General features: G+C 55.1%; 15 protein-coding genes. 1 reads left to right on the top strand and 14 read right to left on the bottom strand.

The features are described 5' to 3' along the window. Positions 1-6 precede the first annotated feature (6 nt). The 5 genes from AB1I49_RS00445 to rplM all read right to left on the bottom strand — a co-directional run bounded on the left by AB1I49_RS00445 (position 7) and on the right by rplM (position 4,910). The gene (locus AB1I49_RS00445) at positions 7-1,380 is read right to left on the bottom strand and encodes a penicillin-binding transpeptidase domain-containing protein (RefSeq protein ID WP_407721117.1); all 1,374 of its coding nucleotides are present in this window, start codon (positions 1,378-1,380) and stop codon (positions 7-9) included. A gap of 24 nt (positions 1,381-1,404) precedes the next feature. Further along, on the bottom strand, positions 1,405-3,081 hold the full coding sequence (locus AB1I49_RS00440; RefSeq protein WP_316609133.1) for an FtsW/RodA/SpoVE family cell cycle protein: 1,677 nt from the start codon (positions 3,079-3,081) through the stop codon (positions 1,405-1,407). A gap of 137 nt (positions 3,082-3,218) precedes the next feature. Continuing rightward, a complete protein-coding gene (locus tag AB1I49_RS00435; protein WP_316609131.1) occupies positions 3,219-3,971 on the bottom strand; it encodes a TraX family protein in 753 nt (250 codons plus the stop codon). A 91-nt stretch (positions 3,972-4,062) separates the two neighbouring features. Then, positions 4,063-4,464, bottom strand: a complete 402-nt coding sequence (gene rpsI / locus AB1I49_RS00430; protein WP_201427665.1) for a 30S ribosomal protein S9 — start codon at positions 4,462-4,464, stop codon at positions 4,063-4,065. A 17-nt stretch (positions 4,465-4,481) separates the two neighbouring features. Next, the gene (rplM, locus tag AB1I49_RS00425; RefSeq protein ID WP_201427664.1) at positions 4,482-4,910 is read right to left on the bottom strand and encodes a 50S ribosomal protein L13; all 429 of its coding nucleotides are present in this window, start codon (positions 4,908-4,910) and stop codon (positions 4,482-4,484) included. A gap of 248 nt (positions 4,911-5,158) precedes the next feature. Between rplM and AB1I49_RS00420 the strand changes: the two genes are divergently transcribed. Next, a complete protein-coding gene (locus AB1I49_RS00420; RefSeq protein WP_407721116.1) occupies positions 5,159-5,575 on the top strand; it encodes an adenine nucleotide alpha hydrolase family protein in 417 nt (138 codons plus the stop codon). 172 nt (positions 5,576-5,747) lie between these two features. On the opposite strand, the gene AB1I49_RS00415 is transcribed toward AB1I49_RS00420, so the two are convergent. From AB1I49_RS00415 to hrcA, 9 genes are all read right to left on the bottom strand, one after another. Continuing rightward, positions 5,748-7,799: a dockerin type I domain-containing protein gene (locus AB1I49_RS00415; protein ID WP_407721115.1), complete on the bottom strand. Its 2,052-nt coding sequence runs from the start codon at positions 7,797-7,799 to the stop codon at positions 5,748-5,750. 248 nt (positions 7,800-8,047) lie between these two features. Beyond that, positions 8,048-8,629, bottom strand: coding sequence for a DUF5684 domain-containing protein (locus AB1I49_RS00410; RefSeq protein WP_316609125.1), 582 nt, complete (start codon positions 8,627-8,629; stop codon positions 8,048-8,050). A gap of 4 nt (positions 8,630-8,633) precedes the next feature. Further along, a complete protein-coding gene (locus AB1I49_RS00405) occupies positions 8,634-9,284 on the bottom strand; it encodes an HAD family hydrolase (RefSeq protein ID WP_316609124.1) in 651 nt (216 codons plus the stop codon). Continuing rightward, positions 9,277-9,720 (bottom strand): hypothetical protein, encoded by a 444-nt coding sequence (locus tag AB1I49_RS00400; protein WP_316609123.1) that lies wholly within the window; start codon positions 9,718-9,720, stop codon positions 9,277-9,279. The genes AB1I49_RS00405 and AB1I49_RS00400 overlap by 8 nt, the downstream gene beginning before the upstream one ends. 66 nt (positions 9,721-9,786) lie before the next feature. Continuing rightward, positions 9,787-10,815 carry a 50S ribosomal protein L11 methyltransferase gene (gene prmA, locus AB1I49_RS00395; protein ID WP_407721114.1) on the bottom strand — a complete coding sequence of 343 codons (1,029 nt, stop codon included), beginning with the start codon at positions 10,813-10,815 and terminating at the stop codon, positions 9,787-9,789. A 9-nt stretch (positions 10,816-10,824) separates the two neighbouring features. Continuing rightward, positions 10,825-11,958: a molecular chaperone DnaJ gene (dnaJ, locus tag AB1I49_RS00390; RefSeq protein ID WP_407721113.1), complete on the bottom strand. Its 1,134-nt coding sequence runs from the start codon at positions 11,956-11,958 to the stop codon at positions 10,825-10,827. A 210-nt stretch (positions 11,959-12,168) separates the two neighbouring features. Further along, entirely contained in the window at positions 12,169-14,028 is a 1,860-nt protein-coding gene (gene dnaK / locus AB1I49_RS00385; protein ID WP_316619536.1) for a molecular chaperone DnaK, read from the bottom strand. Positions 14,029-14,109: 81 nt separating this feature from the next. Further along, positions 14,110-14,664: a nucleotide exchange factor GrpE gene (gene grpE, locus AB1I49_RS00380; RefSeq protein ID WP_316611300.1), complete on the bottom strand. Its 555-nt coding sequence runs from the start codon at positions 14,662-14,664 to the stop codon at positions 14,110-14,112. Between the two features lie 20 nt (positions 14,665-14,684). After that, the gene (gene hrcA, locus AB1I49_RS00375; RefSeq protein ID WP_407721112.1) at positions 14,685-15,719 is read right to left on the bottom strand and encodes a heat-inducible transcriptional repressor HrcA; all 1,035 of its coding nucleotides are present in this window, start codon (positions 15,717-15,719) and stop codon (positions 14,685-14,687) included. Positions 15,720-15,784: the final 65 nt, after the last annotated feature.

Raw genomic sequence — 15,784 nt, 5'->3', positions numbered from 1 at the left:
TCTGTATTAATATCCCCTGAGAGCCTGCGCCGCGCTCTGCATGGCGGTCTCCGCAACGGGACGCGCGTACTGGCTGCCGAAGCCCGCGTCCTCTACTACGCAGGCAAACGCGAGCGGACAGTCCTCGTCGGTCGAGAAACCGACCATCCACGCGTTGGGGCTTTTTTCATCGCCGACCTCGGCTGTACCCGTCTTTGCGCGTACGCTCAGGCTGCCGAAGGTATAGGACGGCATTGACCGGCTGAGCGTCGAGGCGGTGGAGCTTTTGAGGAGCTCGCGGCTCTTTGTGTCGTTAAGACCTATCATCTTGAGCAGATCGCCCGTACCGCTCTTTATATACGTCGGGTTGACGGAGTTGCCGCCGTTCGCGATGGCTCCGCAGAGGATTGCCATCTGCATCGGGTTGACCTCGTCGTTGTACTGTCCGACGCCCGACCACGCAAGCTCGTTTGTCGTCGCCTTGGAAACGTCGTAGTGACCCTTGGCGGTGCTCACGTCGTCGATCTCATAGCTGAGGTTGATTCCCATCTTCTCGGCTGCCGCGGTCATTTTTTCGGGGCCGAGCTCGACCGCCAGCTCCGCGAAAACGATGTTGCAGGAGTGCTCGAGCGCGCCGTAGAAGTCGAGCGTGCCGTGAGCCTCGCCGTCAACGCAGCGAACCTCCGCACCGCCGATGTCCTCGTGACCCTCGCAGTACCATGTGCGCTCAAAGAGGTCGGGAATGTTCTCGATCGCCGCAGCCGCGGTGACGAGCTTGAAGATGGAGCCTGGTGTGTATGACGAGGAAAGCACGTGGTCGAGATACACGCCCTCGTATTCGTGCTCGTTGTCCTCGTTGATCTCGGGCGGAGCCTCGGGGTCGTAGGAATATGTGCTGACCGAGCTGATGACCTCGCCCGTCTTGTAGTCGTAAACAACGCACGCGCCCTGTTTTCCGTAGGCGCTCAGAGCGTCGTAGGCCGCGGCGGAAGCGTTCGCGTCGACGGTCAGGGTGATGTCGTGAGAGGTTCGCAGCGACTGCGGCATGTTAAGACCCCAGATAAGGCTGTAGCCCGTGAGCTGCGAGCGGTACTTGCTCTGCACAGCCGTCGAGATATTCAGACTGTTGTCGCCCACAGTGTGGAGCAGACCAACGCGGACGCTGTAGTTCTCGTTGTAGACGCGGTCGGTACCCTGGGTTTTTGCCAGAGCAACGCCGTTCCGGTCATATACCGCGCCCGCCTGTTCAAGACCGCCGTTGCCCGAGATGTGGGCGTTGTACGGCTGGTTAGCCCAGTCGTCGGCGTTGAAAACAAGCTCGACGCAGAAGAACGACGCGCCGCCGATAAAGAGCAGCGTAAAGACGAGGATCAGCGTGCTGCGCTTCAGTATTCTTTTCATATATATTCACTCCCTTTGGAGTAATCAGCGTTTCATTGAATAGGTGCGTTCGTCAGCCGCCTTGATGAAGGCGATAAGTCCCCAGCAGCCGATCACGCTCGAGCCGCCGGCGCTGATGAACGGGAAGGTAACGCCCGTGAGCGGAAGCAGGTCGGTTGCGCCGAATATGTTCAGGGTGAGCTGAACCACGAGCAGACCCGCCGCGCAGCAGGCGGAGATAGAATAGAAGGTGCTGCGGCTCCTTGTGGTGATGGCGCGCGCGTAAACCACGAGCAGCGCTACCGCCAGAGCCAGAGTTATCGCGACGATGATGCCCATTTCCTCGGCAACAAGTCCGAAAACAAGGTCGCTCTCGGACGCGGCGACCTGCTTGAGGAAGCCGTTGCCGATGCCTACGCCGAAGAGTCCGCCGCTCGCGATGAAGGTGAGGACGTGCGTCTGCTGATAGCCCTCAGCCTGAGCGTACTCCCACACGTGGCGGTACGCCTTGAAACGGTCGGCTACGTACGGCATGAAGCGTATAGCAAAGATCGCGCCGAATACCGCCGCCGAAACCGCGAGTATGATCGTCTTGAAGTCGCCCGAGCGCATGAACGCAATGAGCAGGAAGGTGACGAAGAATATCAGCGCAGTTCCCAAGTCGCGCATTACCGCGAGAAGTCCCACGCAGACGACAGAGAAGCCGATGAAGATGAACAAGTCCTTCTTAGTGTTCAGCTTGTCGAGCGCGCCCGCGCCGATGAGTATATAAATGACCTTTACAAGCTCTGAGGGCTGGAAGGACAAGGGGCCTATGTAGATCCAGTTTGCCGCGCCGTTCGTTACCTTACCGAAAACGATGCTCACGCCGAGCAGTCCGACCGCCGCTATCATCAGCGGTATGCGGAAGCGGTAGAGCTTGTCGGGATCCTCAATCAGCTTGATTATCGCGCAGAATATCACAAAGCCGACGACGGTGGATATCACCTGCATGTACGCCGACCGCTCGTATTGCCGCGCCAGCAGTATCGTGCCTATGCCCGACAAAAACAGCGCCAGAGCCTCCAGCTCAAACGTCGTTCTGCGGAGTCCGAAGTAGCTGACGATGAACATTCCCCAGTTGACAGCCGCCACGATGCCGAAGATGATAAGCGGCGAAAGGAGATTCTTTCCGTCGTTCCAGTAAACCGCCTCGACGGTCATGAAGAAGTGGAAGAGCGTTATCATCAGCATCAGCTTCCACGATTTGACGGCGGGCTTCTGCGAGGGATTCTTGAAGAACCAGCTCGAGCGCAGCTCCTCGTTGTATTCCTCGCCGCGCAAAAACTGGAAATCGGTGTTGCCGACGCGGATTATGTCGTCGATATATACCTGCGTTCTGCCCTCGGTGCGCCTTCCGTTGACGAAGGTGCCGTGAAGGCTCTCGGTATCGTTGATGAACCATCCCTCGTCGCGCCGCAGAAGTACGGCGTGAACCTTTGACACGGCAGCGTCCTCGACGACGACGTCGTTGGACTTCTTCCTGCCGATCGAGTTCTCCCAGAAGAGTACGGGAATCTTCTCAAAGGTGCGGGTGTTCATGAGGGTGACAAGCGGTTTTTCGGGTCGTCTGCGGCGGCGCATCGCGGCGTAGCACTGATAGACGATGAATATCGCGTAGAGCGGCAGCAGGATTCGCAGCGCCACAACGCCGATATCTATTATTACGGAAAAATCAAACACTCGCCTCACCCCTTTCTTTTTATAATTATACAGTATAAATGATACCGCAAACAGCGCAAAAAGTCAAGGAGAAAAAGCACGGGCGGCAAAGCGCGGCAGGCACAAAAAAGGCTCCCGGTTTTCGGAAGCCTTGATGATCAAAATATAATCGGAACGATTCCGTGCAGGGCGAGCCTGATGATTCCTACAACAAAGAGGTGCGCGGGATAGTAGATGTAGAACAGCCACTTTGTTCCGGGTATCTTTTTGCCGCGTTCGCCGTTGTACTGCGCGAGGATCGGGATAGTCAGGAAGGTGAACATCTGCAGCGCGCCGTACAGCTTATCCAGACAGAAGAAGTATACCACGGCATACATCAGCGTCCAGAGGACGATATCGATCGCCTGAGCCTTGAAGTTTCCGCGGTGCTGATACAAAAAGAACGGACACATGACCGCGATGCACGACCAGTCTGACGGAAACGTTATCACGCATATTATGGGAATCGCAAGGTACTTTGCCCACTGAGGGATTTTCTCGCTCTTGAAAATCGCAATCAGCACGACCGCCCATGCGAGCGACCACATTACGCCCGTCTGGTTGAAGAAGCTGCCTGTTGAGAACGGAAGGAACGGTATGCCGAACGCGAAGTTGTACGCGAAGTGAGATATCAGCGCAAATATAAACAGTCTGCCCGCGTATTTCCAGATATTACGGGTGTAAAAACACCCCTCCGCGATAAAAAACCACATTATGGGTGCTGTCAGCCTGCCGATGATGTGAAGGGCAAAAACGTACCAGACCGCCTGCATTCCCGGGAATATTACCCACGTCAGGTGGTCAATCGTCATCGCGATTATCGCGATGAGCTTGAGCTGATTGCCGTTCAGGTGTTTTTTTGCCAATGTCATCTCTGATCTCCTCCGGTTCCTTTTTGCATTAGCTTCATATAAAACAAGGCTTCCCATATCGGAAAGCCTTGATAAAATCGATAACGTATGATTATCTCTTTGAGAACTGCGGCGCACGGCGTGCGGCTTTGAGACCGTACTTCTTACGCTCTTTCATTCTCGGGTCACGTGTCAGGAAGCCTGCCTTCTTGAGCTTGCCGCGGAGGTTCTCGGTGTCGTACTGGAGCAGAGCTCTGGCGATGCCGTGACGGATAGCACCCGCCTGGCCTGTTACGCCGCCGCCTGATACACGGCATACAACGTCGAACTTCTCGTCTGTCTCGGTGAGAGCAAGAGGCTGTCTTACGATGAGCTTGAGTGTGTCAAGACCGAAATAATCGTCAATGTCACGGTCGTTGATGGTGATCTTGCCTGTGCCCTGGTAGAGTCTTACGCGGGCAACGGAGCTTTTTCTTCTACCTGTACCGTAGAAATAAGGTGTCTTGTCGTACATTCTGTTCTGCCTCCTTCTTATGCTTCAAACGGCTGGGGCTTCTGAGCCTCATGCTTGTGCTCGGCGCCCTCAAAGAGTCTGAGTCTTAACAGAGCGTTTCTGCCGAGTGTATTCTTGGGAAGCATACCCTTAACTGCGAGCTCCATAGCCTTGGTGGGCTTTGTAGCCATGAGGGTATCGTAACGGGTTTCCTTGAGGTGGCCGATATAGCCGGTGTGGCGCTGCCACTTCTTCTGAGTGAGCTTGCTGCCGGTGAGAACCGCGTCCTTGCAGTTGATGATGATTACGTGGTCGCCGCAGTCTACGTTGGGTGTGAAGGTGGGCTTGTGCTTGCCTCTGAGGAGCACTGCCGCCTGTACTGCAACTCTGCCGAGGGGCTTGCCCGCAGCGTCGATTACATACCAGCTGCGTTCAACTTCGCTTTTCTTAGCTAAATATGTTGACATATTTATTCCTCCTAATCTTTATTCGTGCCCTATGATTATATATCATTAAATCCGCGTTGTCAACACTTTTTTCGAAAAATTTAATTTACACCCCTCACCGCTTGCAAATGCTTTGCTATGCTCTTAAATACTCCGTTTTTCTCGCATGCGATTTTCAGAAATTTTTCACCGATATTTCACACAAGCAATATATTTTAAACATATTCACGTTGTATCATATAGTCACAGTAAAGAAAGGAGGTGCAACGATGTACAGCAAGAAGCCGTCCATCCTCGCCTGCGTCACAGGTCAGTATGATTGTGACCGTATTATTGAAACCGCCGCGGCAATCGCGGAAGAACAGGAATGTGAGCTCAGGGTACTCAGCGTACTCAGACCCACGGAAGATTATTCAAATGTAACCGATGTACTCGAGTACCTTCACAGGGTATCGAAGGCAAACGGTGCAGACATGACCGTTATTTTCAGTGCGTATGCCCCCGCGGCAGCAGCGCAGTTTGTCAACGACAATAACGTCAGCCGTATTGTGACAGGAATGCATGACGGCGGAAACGAGAGCTTTTTGGTGATGTTCAACCGGTTCGCTCCCGATGTATCAATTACAATGGTCGCCAAGGACAACATTGTCTACAGCATGGAGATTGCCCGTGCTGGTGCCCGTTAACAACTGAACATTCATATAGATTTTCTCATTTTTTTATTTTTCTCCTTTTTTATTTTCCAACTCCGGACGAAAGTCCATCATATAGATTTTCCTTTCTTATAAAATAATCTCTCTAAACAGCGGCAGCCCCGAGGTAAGCACTCGGGGCTGTTGCTGTTTTTATTTATCCGTTTCAAGAGGATGTTTGTTTCGGACCGAGCTCATGAATTAGCTCGGCAACATACTTCTGGATTTCTGTAACGTCGTCAATTCTGATCTGACCGTCGCCGTTGGTGTCCGCCGCACGTTTCTGATCTTCGTTGAAGGTTACCAGCTCCGCGATGAACTTCTGCAGAAGTGTTGCGTCTTCAATCGTGATCTCGCCGTCCCGGTTAACGTCGCCGTAGCGGATAAGCTTCGGGATAACCTGACGCTCGACTACCCATGTACCGCAGCGCTTGCATCTTACGCCGTCGGTGAGGCCGTCCTTCTCGTAGGTAGCGGGATAGCCCTTGACTACCATGGTGTCGGGATGCATCGGGATAACCTCCTGCGCCTTGATGACCTCGCCGCAGGTTTCACAGTGGCTGCCGTCGGTCAGACCCGTCGATGTGCAGGTCGCAGGATAGCCCTTGTCAACTACAATTGTGTGAACGTGGACAGGCTCGGTCGTGGGTGCCTCTGTCGTAGGAGCGACTGTTGTCGGAGCAACCGTAGTGGGAGCAACCGTAGTGGGAGCAACTGTCGTAGGTGCGACTGTCGTGGGTGCCGCTGTTGTGGGAGCAACTGTGGTAGGCTCGGGCTTCTCGGTTGTGGGCTGCTCGCAGTCCTTCGCGGTTACGGTGAACTTCGCGCCTGTCTTTTTGTCAGCGTCCCAATTCGTGAGGTCGAGCTTGAGGGTGAGGTCAAAGGTCGACTTTGATGACTTGTAGTTGAATTTGATGTTCTCGCCGCCGTCGTATGCGTCCATGGCTGTGCCGGGGGTCACGGCTGAGCCGTTGCCCCAGTTGAGAGCCCACGCGCCGTTCGCGGCAAACTTGAATTCGAGATCCTTGTTTGCGGCTACGTTCTTGTAGGTGATCTCGTAGACGTTTGAACTCGCCGTCATCTTGTTGGCTGCCGCGGTCGGATCCCAGTTCTTGCCGTTTACAAAGCTCGGTACGTCCTTGCCGTTGCCGACTACTGCTACATAGTCGATCTTGTAGCTCGGATCGGTAACGCCTGCGCCTGTTACCTTGATTTCCTTTGTGGTCGGGTTGTAGGTCACGGTTACGTCGCAGTCCTTGCTGAGTCCGAAGTCAACATTAGCGTCGCCGCCGTCCTTGCCGTGCCAGATCGGATTTTCGGTGTCGCCGTTCTTGAACTCGACTACCTTTACTTCATATACGGCGCCGCTGACCGCCTTGACGTTCTTGACGGTGATCTTGTAGATGCCGTCGCTGCCCTTGGTCATCACGTTTACGGTGGGCTTAGCCTCCCACTCGGTGCCGAGGAAGTTCGCTGTGCCCGCGACTGTGAATACGTCGCCAGCCTGAACGCTGTAGTCGTCAAACGTGCCCGCGTAAACAGCCGAGGGTGTTTCGGGCATATAGGAAACCTTGTTGTCCGCGATTTCGGAACGGGCGATAAAGTAGTGCTCTTCCTCTTCGCTCTCGCCCCTGATCTGCATGATTTCGACATAGAGGTTGACGTTTGTCACGCCCTGAGCGCCGTCCTTTGGGTTGAAGGTCACGGATACAAAGGGCACCTTGCCGTTCGATTCGGTAAGCTCTCTGCCCTCGAGGTTGACGGAGTTGACCTTGATGCTCGCGTCGTTGTCACTCTCGCCGTCGAGGAACTTGCCCGAGGGGTTGTTCTCGTGCAAATCGAGGTAGGTCTGCTGCGGAGCATAGTTTGTGACTGTACCTACTCCGTCGGTAACGCGGAGAATACGGTCTACGCGCTTGCCGTCCTGAATGGTCGAGTTAACGCCGTCCGTCATATCAACCGCGAGCTTTGAGCTGTCGTAGGTGATGACGCACTGGGTGTTGACCATATTGGCGTCGGACACCTGCATCCACCATGTGACGGTGATCTGATTTGTGTCCGCGTTAAATTCCTGTGTCTGCGTCGGGAAAATGTTTGAGTTTGCCCGAATTGTCAGCTTGCTGTCCGCCGCGAACGCCGTGAAGTTCAGCGCCGTGAACATCGACGCTACCATCAGCGCCGAAAGAAGCACACTGACAAATCTTGTGAGCTTTTTCATAAGAATCCTCCTTGTTTTGAGATATTACGGTTCTGCAGCCGCGCAAAAAGCGCAAACTATCACATCTAAATTCTACCACATATATTTACACACCGCAATCCAAAATTATCCCTAATCTTTTGTCGTTTTTGCACAGCCGTCATTTGGTAACAAAAAAAGAACCGCTTCATATGAAACGGTTCCTTTATCCGATTTATTGAAAACTTCTCCGCCCCGCCGTTTATGAACGTTTCCGGAGATTAACGTTTTCAAAGGCGGGAGAACGCGCCCACCGGCGCTTGTCTGCCAATGTAGTATGACTTGTCAAACGCGAGGATCAAATCGAAAATCGGTGAGAGGAAGGTGAGTCCCGCCGCAAAGCCCGTCGACTTGCCGAAGGCTTTAGCCAGACGGTTGTTGAGCTTGAAGTTGACTACCAGCGCGAATACGAGGTATCCGATCGTGAGCAGTCCGTAGAACGCGAATGCAAGGATCGGTATTATCGCCGCCTGTCCGACCGCGTGCGAGCTATGAGCGCCTGCCACTGCCACAGCGAAGCCCACCATGCCGAATACCACTGCGAAAATGCTCACGAACGCGTATACGGCGGCGCTGATGACAAGCGCCCAGAACATCTTTGTCGTCCACAGCTCGCGGAACAGAAGATACTCGCCGTAGTAGGGGATAATGCCCTTCCAGCCGGGCATGCCCATCTTCTTGAAGATGAACCAGCGCGAAATGTAAGCTGCCGCCACTATGCCGAACATCACCAGTATGTAAATCATAGTGAAAATCATCATAAACACCGCAAAAGCGGGTTCGCCTGATGAATAATGATAACCGTAACTCATATTATTACTCCTTTTCCATATATAATATACTTTCCTCAAGGCTTTTGCACAGACAGTCTATCATCGGGCGTATCTCGTCGGTCGGCTCGAGAAAATCGGGCACCATGACCGTCGTCATGCCTGCCGCGTGAGCCGACTTTATGCCGTTGATGCTGTCCTCGAACGCGATGCAGTCAGAGGGCTTCTCGCCCAGAGCCGCCGCTGCCGTCAGGAAAACCTCGGGGTGAGGCTTGCCGTTTTTGACGTCGCCGCCGCATACAAGAGCGTCAAAGAACTCAGTCACCTTTGCACTTTCGAGATTGAACTCAGCCGTCTGCCGCGAGGTAGAGGTCGCGAGAGCGATTTTGCAGCCCTTGTTCTTTAAATAGGAAAGCGTTTCGTACAATCCCTGCTTTACGGGGATACCGTCGCGCTTCACCTTGTCGATGTACATCTTCTTGCCATGCTCCGACAGCTCCCAGTACGGAAAATCCGCGCCGTATTTGCCGAAGTAGAAGTTCTGAACCTCAGCCTTGCGCCTGCCGACGGTCTGCTTGAAGTCCTCTATGCTGTACGGATAGCCGCGCTCGTCCATCATCTGCTGCCAGTTGTCGTAAACCAGCCGCTCCGTGTCGAACATCAGACCGTCCATATCAAAAACCGCCGCCTTAAACATTCCACACCTCGATTTTCCAGCTGACAGAGGAATCCGCGTCAGGCTTCAGGGTCGAAGCTGTGAACACCTCGCCCTCGAGCTTATTCGACGGCTTGAGCTGCAATCCGAATGCAACCGGGCCGTCGGCGTCCTCGGTGTAGATATCCGAATAGCTCTCGTCAAAGCCGATTATGAGCCGCTCGCGGTCAAAGTCAGACGGCGTTACGCGGCACCAGATTTGCTCAACCGCGACGTCAGGACGGAGATTGTACTCCCCGATCAACAGCGAGTCAAGCTCCGCGACGGATTTGGTCACGCAGTCGAGAAGCTCGAAGGTGTAGAGCGTACCCGTGTAGCGGTCGCGGAACAAAAACAGCTTGCCGAGGTCGTCAGACGTAAATCGCGCCGCAGTGTAGAAATCGGGCGCGTGGCTGTGTTTATGCTTATGCCCCATCATATCACTTCCTTTTTTGTAAGGTATATTATAGTATATTTATAAGGATTTTGCAAGGGCGATTATCGGTCAGCAAGAAAGGCAACGTAACCGCCCGCGGAAACACTTCCCGCGAAAAAGTGACGCTGCCTTATTATTTAACTTATAGTACGCGATTTGCCCGCGGTCGCGTGACCGCCGCGATTTGACCGCAGCCAGACATACCCAGCCGCCGTCGAGGTGTTCTTCGATGATATCAAAGTACTTCGATACCTCAGCCTTGACTTCATCAGCGCGGGTGTCGATAATGCCGCTCATGATATAGACCGCGTCGTCCTTCATGAAGCCGCTGACGCCCTTAGACAGAAAGATGATCGCGTCGGCGACGATGTTCGCCAGAACGATATCGAACTTTCCCTCGACCTTCTCGGTGAAGCTGCCGCAAATCGCCGTAAAGCGGTCGGCAACTCCGTTGAGCTCAGCGTTTTCGGCTGCCGTGCGCACGGCGGTCTCGTCGATGTCAACGCCTGTCGCCTCTGACGCGCCCATGAGCAGAGCCGCGATTCCGAGAATGCCGCTGCCGCAGCCTACGTCGAGCACGCTGTCGCCCTTCTTCATGTACTTCTCGCACATCTCAAGACAGAGCCGCGTTGTTTCGTGGCCGCCCGTGCCGAACGCGAGTCCCGGGTCGATGCTGAGCGGGATCCTGCCCTGTGTGTCGACGTCCTCGAACCAGCTCGGCACGATCATTATATTATTACCCACCGCGAGCGGTGAGAAATACTTCTTCCAGTTGTTGCGCCAATCCTCCTCGGCGCAGTCGAGCAGCTCGATTTCGTGCGCGATACCCTCCGCGCCGTAGCGCTCGCTCAGAAACGCCACCGCCTCGGCAGGCGACACGTCGGGCTCGAGGTAGATATGTACATACGCGCGGTTCCTGTCCTTTTTGAGCAGGTCCTCGTCGATCAGGTCGATGTGCGCGATGTCCTCTACCGTCTGCTCGAGGTTGGTGTAGTCCTCGATATATATTCCGTAAGGCACAACGACGTTCGCGATGTCGCTTGCGCGGTCGATATTCTTCGCGCTTACGGCGATTTTGATTTCAGTCCATGTATTCATAGCCGCACCTTAGCCGAACATCTTCTTGAGCTTGTCAAAGAAGCCGCTGCGCTTTGAGTAGTTGCTCTCGGTTGTCGAGCGGTCAAACTGCGTGATGAGATCCTTCTGCTTCTGGTTGAGGTTCTTCGGGATCTCAACGACTACGCGGCAGTAGTGATCGCCTCTGCCTCTTCCGCCGAGGTGTGTAAAGCCCTTGCCCTTGAGCTTGAATATATCGTTAGGCTGGGTTCCCTCGTGGATAGTGTAACGCGCCTTGCCGTCGATTGTCGGAACCGTGACCTCAGCTCCGAGTGAAGCCTGCGCGAAGGTGATCGGAAGGTCGCACCATACGTCGTCGCCTCTGCGCTCAAAGAGCTCGTGCTTCCTGACGTTTACATATACGTGCAGATCGCCCTTGGGACCGCCGTTTACGCCCGCGTTGCCGTGGCCGCCGACGTTGAGTATCTGTGAGTCGCGGATACCTGCGGGAATGCTCACGTCAACAGTGTGGGGCTGTCTGTATCTGCCCGAGCCGTTACATCTGCGGCAGGGGTTGTCGATGATCTTTCCGCGTCCGTGACAAGCGTCGCAGGTGCGCTGGGTCTGGATAACGCCGAGCGGTGAACGCTGGTTGATGGTCACCCTTCCCGAGCCGCCGCATGCCGAACAGGTCTTGGGCTGCGAGCCTGCCGCCGCGCCTGTGCCGTGACAGTCGGTGCAGGTATCTACGCTGTTGTAGCTGACCTTCTTTGTGGTGCCCTTGGCGCTCTCCTCAAAGGTGATAGTGACGCTCGTTTCAACATCGCCGCCGCGCTGGGGTGCGTTCGCCGCGCGTCTGCCGCCGAAGCCGCCGCCGAATATGCTCGAGAAGATGTCGCCGAAGTCCATGTCGACGCCGAAGGGACTGCCGCCGCCTGCGCCCGCGCCGTAGTTGGGGTCTACGCCCGCGTGGCCGAACTGGTCGTAGCGCGCGCGCTTTTCGCTGTCGGAAAGCACCTCGTACGCCTCGTTGACCTCCTTAAACTTCTCCTCGCAGTCCTTGTCGCCGGGGTGAAGGTCGGGGTGGTATTTTTTGGCGCTCTGACGGTACGCCTTTTTGATCTCGTCCTCGCTCGCGCCCTTCTGAACGCCGAGAACCTCGTAGTAATCTCTCTTATCTGCCATTATTTTTCCTCCGGGTAGACAGTGCGGATTTTATCCGTAAATCGGTGTCCCGCGCCCGTCGTTTGGATGTGATATTTACTGTGGGTATTTTACCTCCGGGCAGACAGCGCGGTGCCCGCGCCCGTCTGTGGGATATATTATGATACCGATACGCCAAAAGGAGCTGTGGCTGGCAGCTCCTCATGGCTTATTGAAAGCTTTGTTTTTATCTTAGTCAGCGTCGGTGAAATCAGCGTCGTATACGTTGGGGTCGCCGCCGTTGCCGCCGTTATTGCCGCTGTTCGGCTGTGCGCCGCCCATGTCGGGTGCGCCCTGTGCGGGATTGCCCTGCTGGGGCGCAGCCTGCTGATAGAGCTTCGCGGAAACCTCGTAGAGCGACTTCTGCAGATCCTCCTTGGCAGCGTTGATCATGGAGATATCGTTCTTCGCGATAGCGTCCTTGACAGCCTGAACCTTGGTGGTGATTGTGTTCTTGTCGTCTGAGGCGAGCTTGTCGCCGTTCTCGTTGACGAGCTTCTCAGCCTGATATGCGAGGTTCTCAGCCTCGTTCTTCGCGTCAACCTCTTCGCGGCGCTTCTTGTCCTCAGCCGCGTACTGCTCGGCGTCCTTGACTGCCTTGTCGATGTCCTCCTTGCTCATGTTGGTGGAGGAGGAAATCGTGATTTTCTGCTCCTTGCCGGTGCCGAGATCCTTTGCGGAAACGTTTACGATACCGTTGGCGTCGATGTCGAAGGTTACCTCGATCTGCGGAATACCGCGCATTGCGGGTGCGATGCCTGTGAGTGCGAACAGACCGAGCTGCTTGTTGTCGCGTGCGAACTCGCGCTCACCCTGGAGAACGTTGATCTCAACCTGGGTCTGGTTGTCAGCCGCGGTGGAGAAGATCTGGCTCTTCTTGGTGGGGATAGTGGTGTTTCTGTCGATGATCTTGGTCATTACGCCGCCCATGGTCTCAACGCCGAGAGAAAGCGGAGTAACGTCGAGGAGAAGAAGTCCGTCTACCTCGCCGCCGAGAACGCCTGCCTGGATAGCCGCGCCGATAGCGACACACTCGTCGGGGTTGATGCCCTTGAAGGGTTCCTTGCCGATAAGCTTCTGAACAGCCTCCTGTACAGCGGGGATTCTCGAGGAACCGCCGACCATGAGAACCTTGTCGATCTGACCGATCTGCAGACCTGAGTCTGAGAGAGCGGAACGTACGGGACCCATTGTAGCCTCTACGAGGTCAGAGGTCAGCTCGTTGAACTTAGCTCTTGTGAGGGTGAGGTCGAGGTGCTTGGGACCTGTCTGATCGGCAGTGATGAAGGGCAGGTTGATCGAGGAGGTCGTTACGCCCGAAAGCTCGATCTTTGCCTTCTCAGCAGCCTCCTTGAGGCGCTGCATTGCCATTTTATCAGATGAAAGGTCGATGCCTGTTTCTGTCTTGAAGGAAGCTACCATCCAGTCGATGATGCGCTTGTCGAAGTCGTCGCCGCCGAGACGGTTGTTACCTGCGGTTGCGAGAACCTCCTGTACGCCGTCGCCCATCTCGATGATACTTACGTCGAAGGTGCCGCCGCCGAGGTCGTATACCATGACCTTCTGGTCGTTCTCCTTGTCAACGCCGTAGGAAAGCGCTGCCGCTGTAGGCTCGTTGATGATTCTCTTTACATCAAGACCCGCGATCTTGCCTGCGTCCTTTGTAGCCTGACGCTGTGCGTCGGTGAAGTATGCGGGAACGGTGATGACAGCCTGTGTTACGGTCTCGCCGAGGTAAGCCTCAGCATCAGCCTTGAGCTTCTGGAGAATCATAGCGGAAATCTCCTGGGGTGTGTAGCTCTTGCCGTCGATCGCTACCTTGTACGCTGTACCCATTTCTCTCTTGATAGAGGAAACGGTTCTGTCGGGGTTGGTGATAGCCTGGCGCTTTGCGACCTGACCTACCATTCTCTCGCCGTCCTTGGAGAATGCTACGACTGAGGGAGTTGTTCTTGAACCTTCAGCGTTTGCGATTACTACGGGCTCGCCGCCTTCGATTACCGCTACGCATGAGTTTGTTGTACCTAAATCTATACCGATTGTCTTTGCCATAATTAATACCTCCGAATTATTTTAATTGAAAATGAAAAATTGAAAATTGAAAATTTATGGTCGCTTCGCTCCGAGTATATTTTAGTTAACGACCTGTACCATTGCGTGTCTGATGATTTTGTCGCCGATTTTGTAGCCCGTCTGGAATACCGCGGCGATCTGGTTGGATTTCAGCTCCTCGCTGTCCACCATCGAAATCGCGTTGTGCAGGTTCGGGTCAAATTCGTCGCCGACCTCGCCGTAGCTCTCGATCCTGAGCTTCTCAAACGAGCGGTCGAGCTGGCTCTTTATCAGCTCAACGCCCTTGATGATCTCGGGGTCGGAATCCTTGAGGTTCTCGAGCGCCATTCTCACGCTGTCCGCTACGGGAAGAATCTCCGTGACCGCCTTCGAGGTAGCGTCGTCATAAATGCCGAGCTTCTCGTTCGCGGTGCGCTTGCGGTAGTTGTCGTACTCCGCCGCGAGCCTCATGTATCTGTCCTTCTGAGCGGCAAGCTCCGCCTCGAGCTTCCCGATTTTTTCATCGCGCTCGTCGGGAATGTCCTCAGCGTCGACCGCCTCGGCTTCAACCTCCTCGACGGTCTGTTCAGCCTGAATCTCCTCCTCGGGGATCTCAGCCTTGTTCTTCTCTGACATTTTATTCATCTCCTTCAGGGTTAATCTGTTGTTTCAATAAGCTCTTCCATCAGCTCGCCCGCGCACTGTGCAACGCATTCGATTATCGCGATGTTTCTCGCGTAATCCGTCCGCTGCGCCGTTATTATCGCGAGCACGCCCGAGGGTGTGCCGTCTATGCTGTAGCGCGTTGAGAACACCGCGCTTTTGCTAAGCTCCACGCGCCTGTTCTCGGTGCCGATGGTGACCGCCGTATGCTGCGGTCTGCGGCTGAGCATTGCCGCAACGTCGCGCTCGTTCTGCAGAAAGTCGATGAACTCCCTGCTGACCGACGCCGATGCGCCGTAGTTGAAAATAAGTCTGCTCAGCTTGCTGTGCTTCACGCTTACCTTCGCCGCCTGCTGCGCCGCTTCCATTATCGCGATAAGCGCCGGCGGCATGAACAGCGACAGCTCGCCGAAGCGAACCGCTGCGGACTGAATGAACGGCTGTCCGATCACACCGACCTCTACGCCCGCGAAAAGCTCGTTGAGCGATTTGTCGAACATCGTGATGATCTCGGGGGTGATCACGAACGCGCACCGGAAAAGCCGCGTGCGTATCACGCCGTTTGAGCAGATAAGCACCGCCATCGCGGTATGTCTGCCCGTCTGCACAAAGCTGAGCCGCCTGACCCTGCAATTGTCTGCCGCAGGGGTGGTGGCGAGTGCAACCGAACCCGTGAGCTGCTCCGTCAGATCCGCCGCTCCCTGCAAAATCATCTCGGGAGAATCGGCGAGCTTGCCGAGCGAGTCGCGGATATATGCCGCCGCGACCTGTGCCAGAGGAGTTACGCGCATCACGTTGTCGACGTAGTAGCGGTAGCCCAAGGCAGTGGGAACGCGTCCCGCCGAGGTGTGCGGCTGCACGAGATACCCCTGAGCGGTGAGCTCAGCCATATCGTTGCGGACGGTTGCCGAGGAAACCTGAAGCCCTGTTCCGCCGAGCAGCGCCTTTGAGCCGACAGGCTCGCCGCTTTGGATAAAGCTCTCGACGATGGCGGCGAGAATCGTTTCTTTTCTCGCGGCAGGGGTCATGTCTGTTCCTCCTTGATTTTTGCTTTTAGCACTCTCGGGTGGTGAGTGCTAATTGACTCTATCAT

It is taken from the genome of Ruminococcus sp. NATIVEDY160 (assembly GCF_045819885.1).
Taxonomy (GTDB): Bacteria; Bacillota; Clostridia; order Oscillospirales; family Acutalibacteraceae; genus Ruminococcoides.
The sequence above is the reverse complement of the archived record's forward strand: the minus strand, read 5'-3'. Positions and strand labels throughout refer to the sequence as shown.

Bases quoted from the DNA above. Each gene is read 5' to 3' on its own strand.
- hrcA (WP_407721112.1), bottom strand. From the start codon at position 15,719: ATGACCCCTGCCGCGAGAAAAGAAACGATTCTCGCCGCCATCGTCGAG.
- prmA (WP_407721114.1), bottom strand. From the start codon at position 10,815: ATGAATACATGGACTGAAATCAAAATCGCCGTAAGCGCGAAGAATATC.
- AB1I49_RS00445 (WP_407721117.1), bottom strand. From the start codon at position 1,380: ATGAAAAGAATACTGAAGCGCAGCACGCTGATCCTCGTCTTTACGCTG.
- dnaK (WP_316619536.1), bottom strand. From the start codon at position 14,028: ATGGCAAAGACAATCGGTATAGATTTAGGTACAACAAACTCATGCGTA.
- AB1I49_RS00410 (WP_316609125.1), bottom strand. From the start codon at position 8,629: ATGAGTTACGGTTATCATTATTCATCAGGCGAACCCGCTTTTGCGGTG.
- AB1I49_RS00405 (WP_316609124.1), bottom strand. From the start codon at position 9,284: ATGTTTAAGGCGGCGGTTTTTGATATGGACGGTCTGATGTTCGACACG.
- rplM (WP_201427664.1), bottom strand. From the start codon at position 4,910: ATGTCAACATATTTAGCTAAGAAAAGCGAAGTTGAACGCAGCTGGTAT.
- grpE (WP_316611300.1), bottom strand. From the start codon at position 14,664: ATGTCAGAGAAGAACAAGGCTGAGATCCCCGAGGAGGAGATTCAGGCT.
- AB1I49_RS00420 (WP_407721116.1), top strand. From the start codon at position 5,159: ATGTACAGCAAGAAGCCGTCCATCCTCGCCTGCGTCACAGGTCAGTAT.
- AB1I49_RS00415 (WP_407721115.1), bottom strand. From the start codon at position 7,799: ATGAAAAAGCTCACAAGATTTGTCAGTGTGCTTCTTTCGGCGCTGATG.
- rpsI (WP_201427665.1), bottom strand. From the start codon at position 4,464: ATGTACGACAAGACACCTTATTTCTACGGTACAGGTAGAAGAAAAAGC.
- dnaJ (WP_407721113.1), bottom strand. From the start codon at position 11,958: ATGGCAGATAAGAGAGATTACTACGAGGTTCTCGGCGTTCAGAAGGGC.
- AB1I49_RS00400 (WP_316609123.1), bottom strand. From the start codon at position 9,720: ATGATGGGGCATAAGCATAAACACAGCCACGCGCCCGATTTCTACACT.
- AB1I49_RS00435 (WP_316609131.1), bottom strand. From the start codon at position 3,971: ATGACATTGGCAAAAAAACACCTGAACGGCAATCAGCTCAAGCTCATC.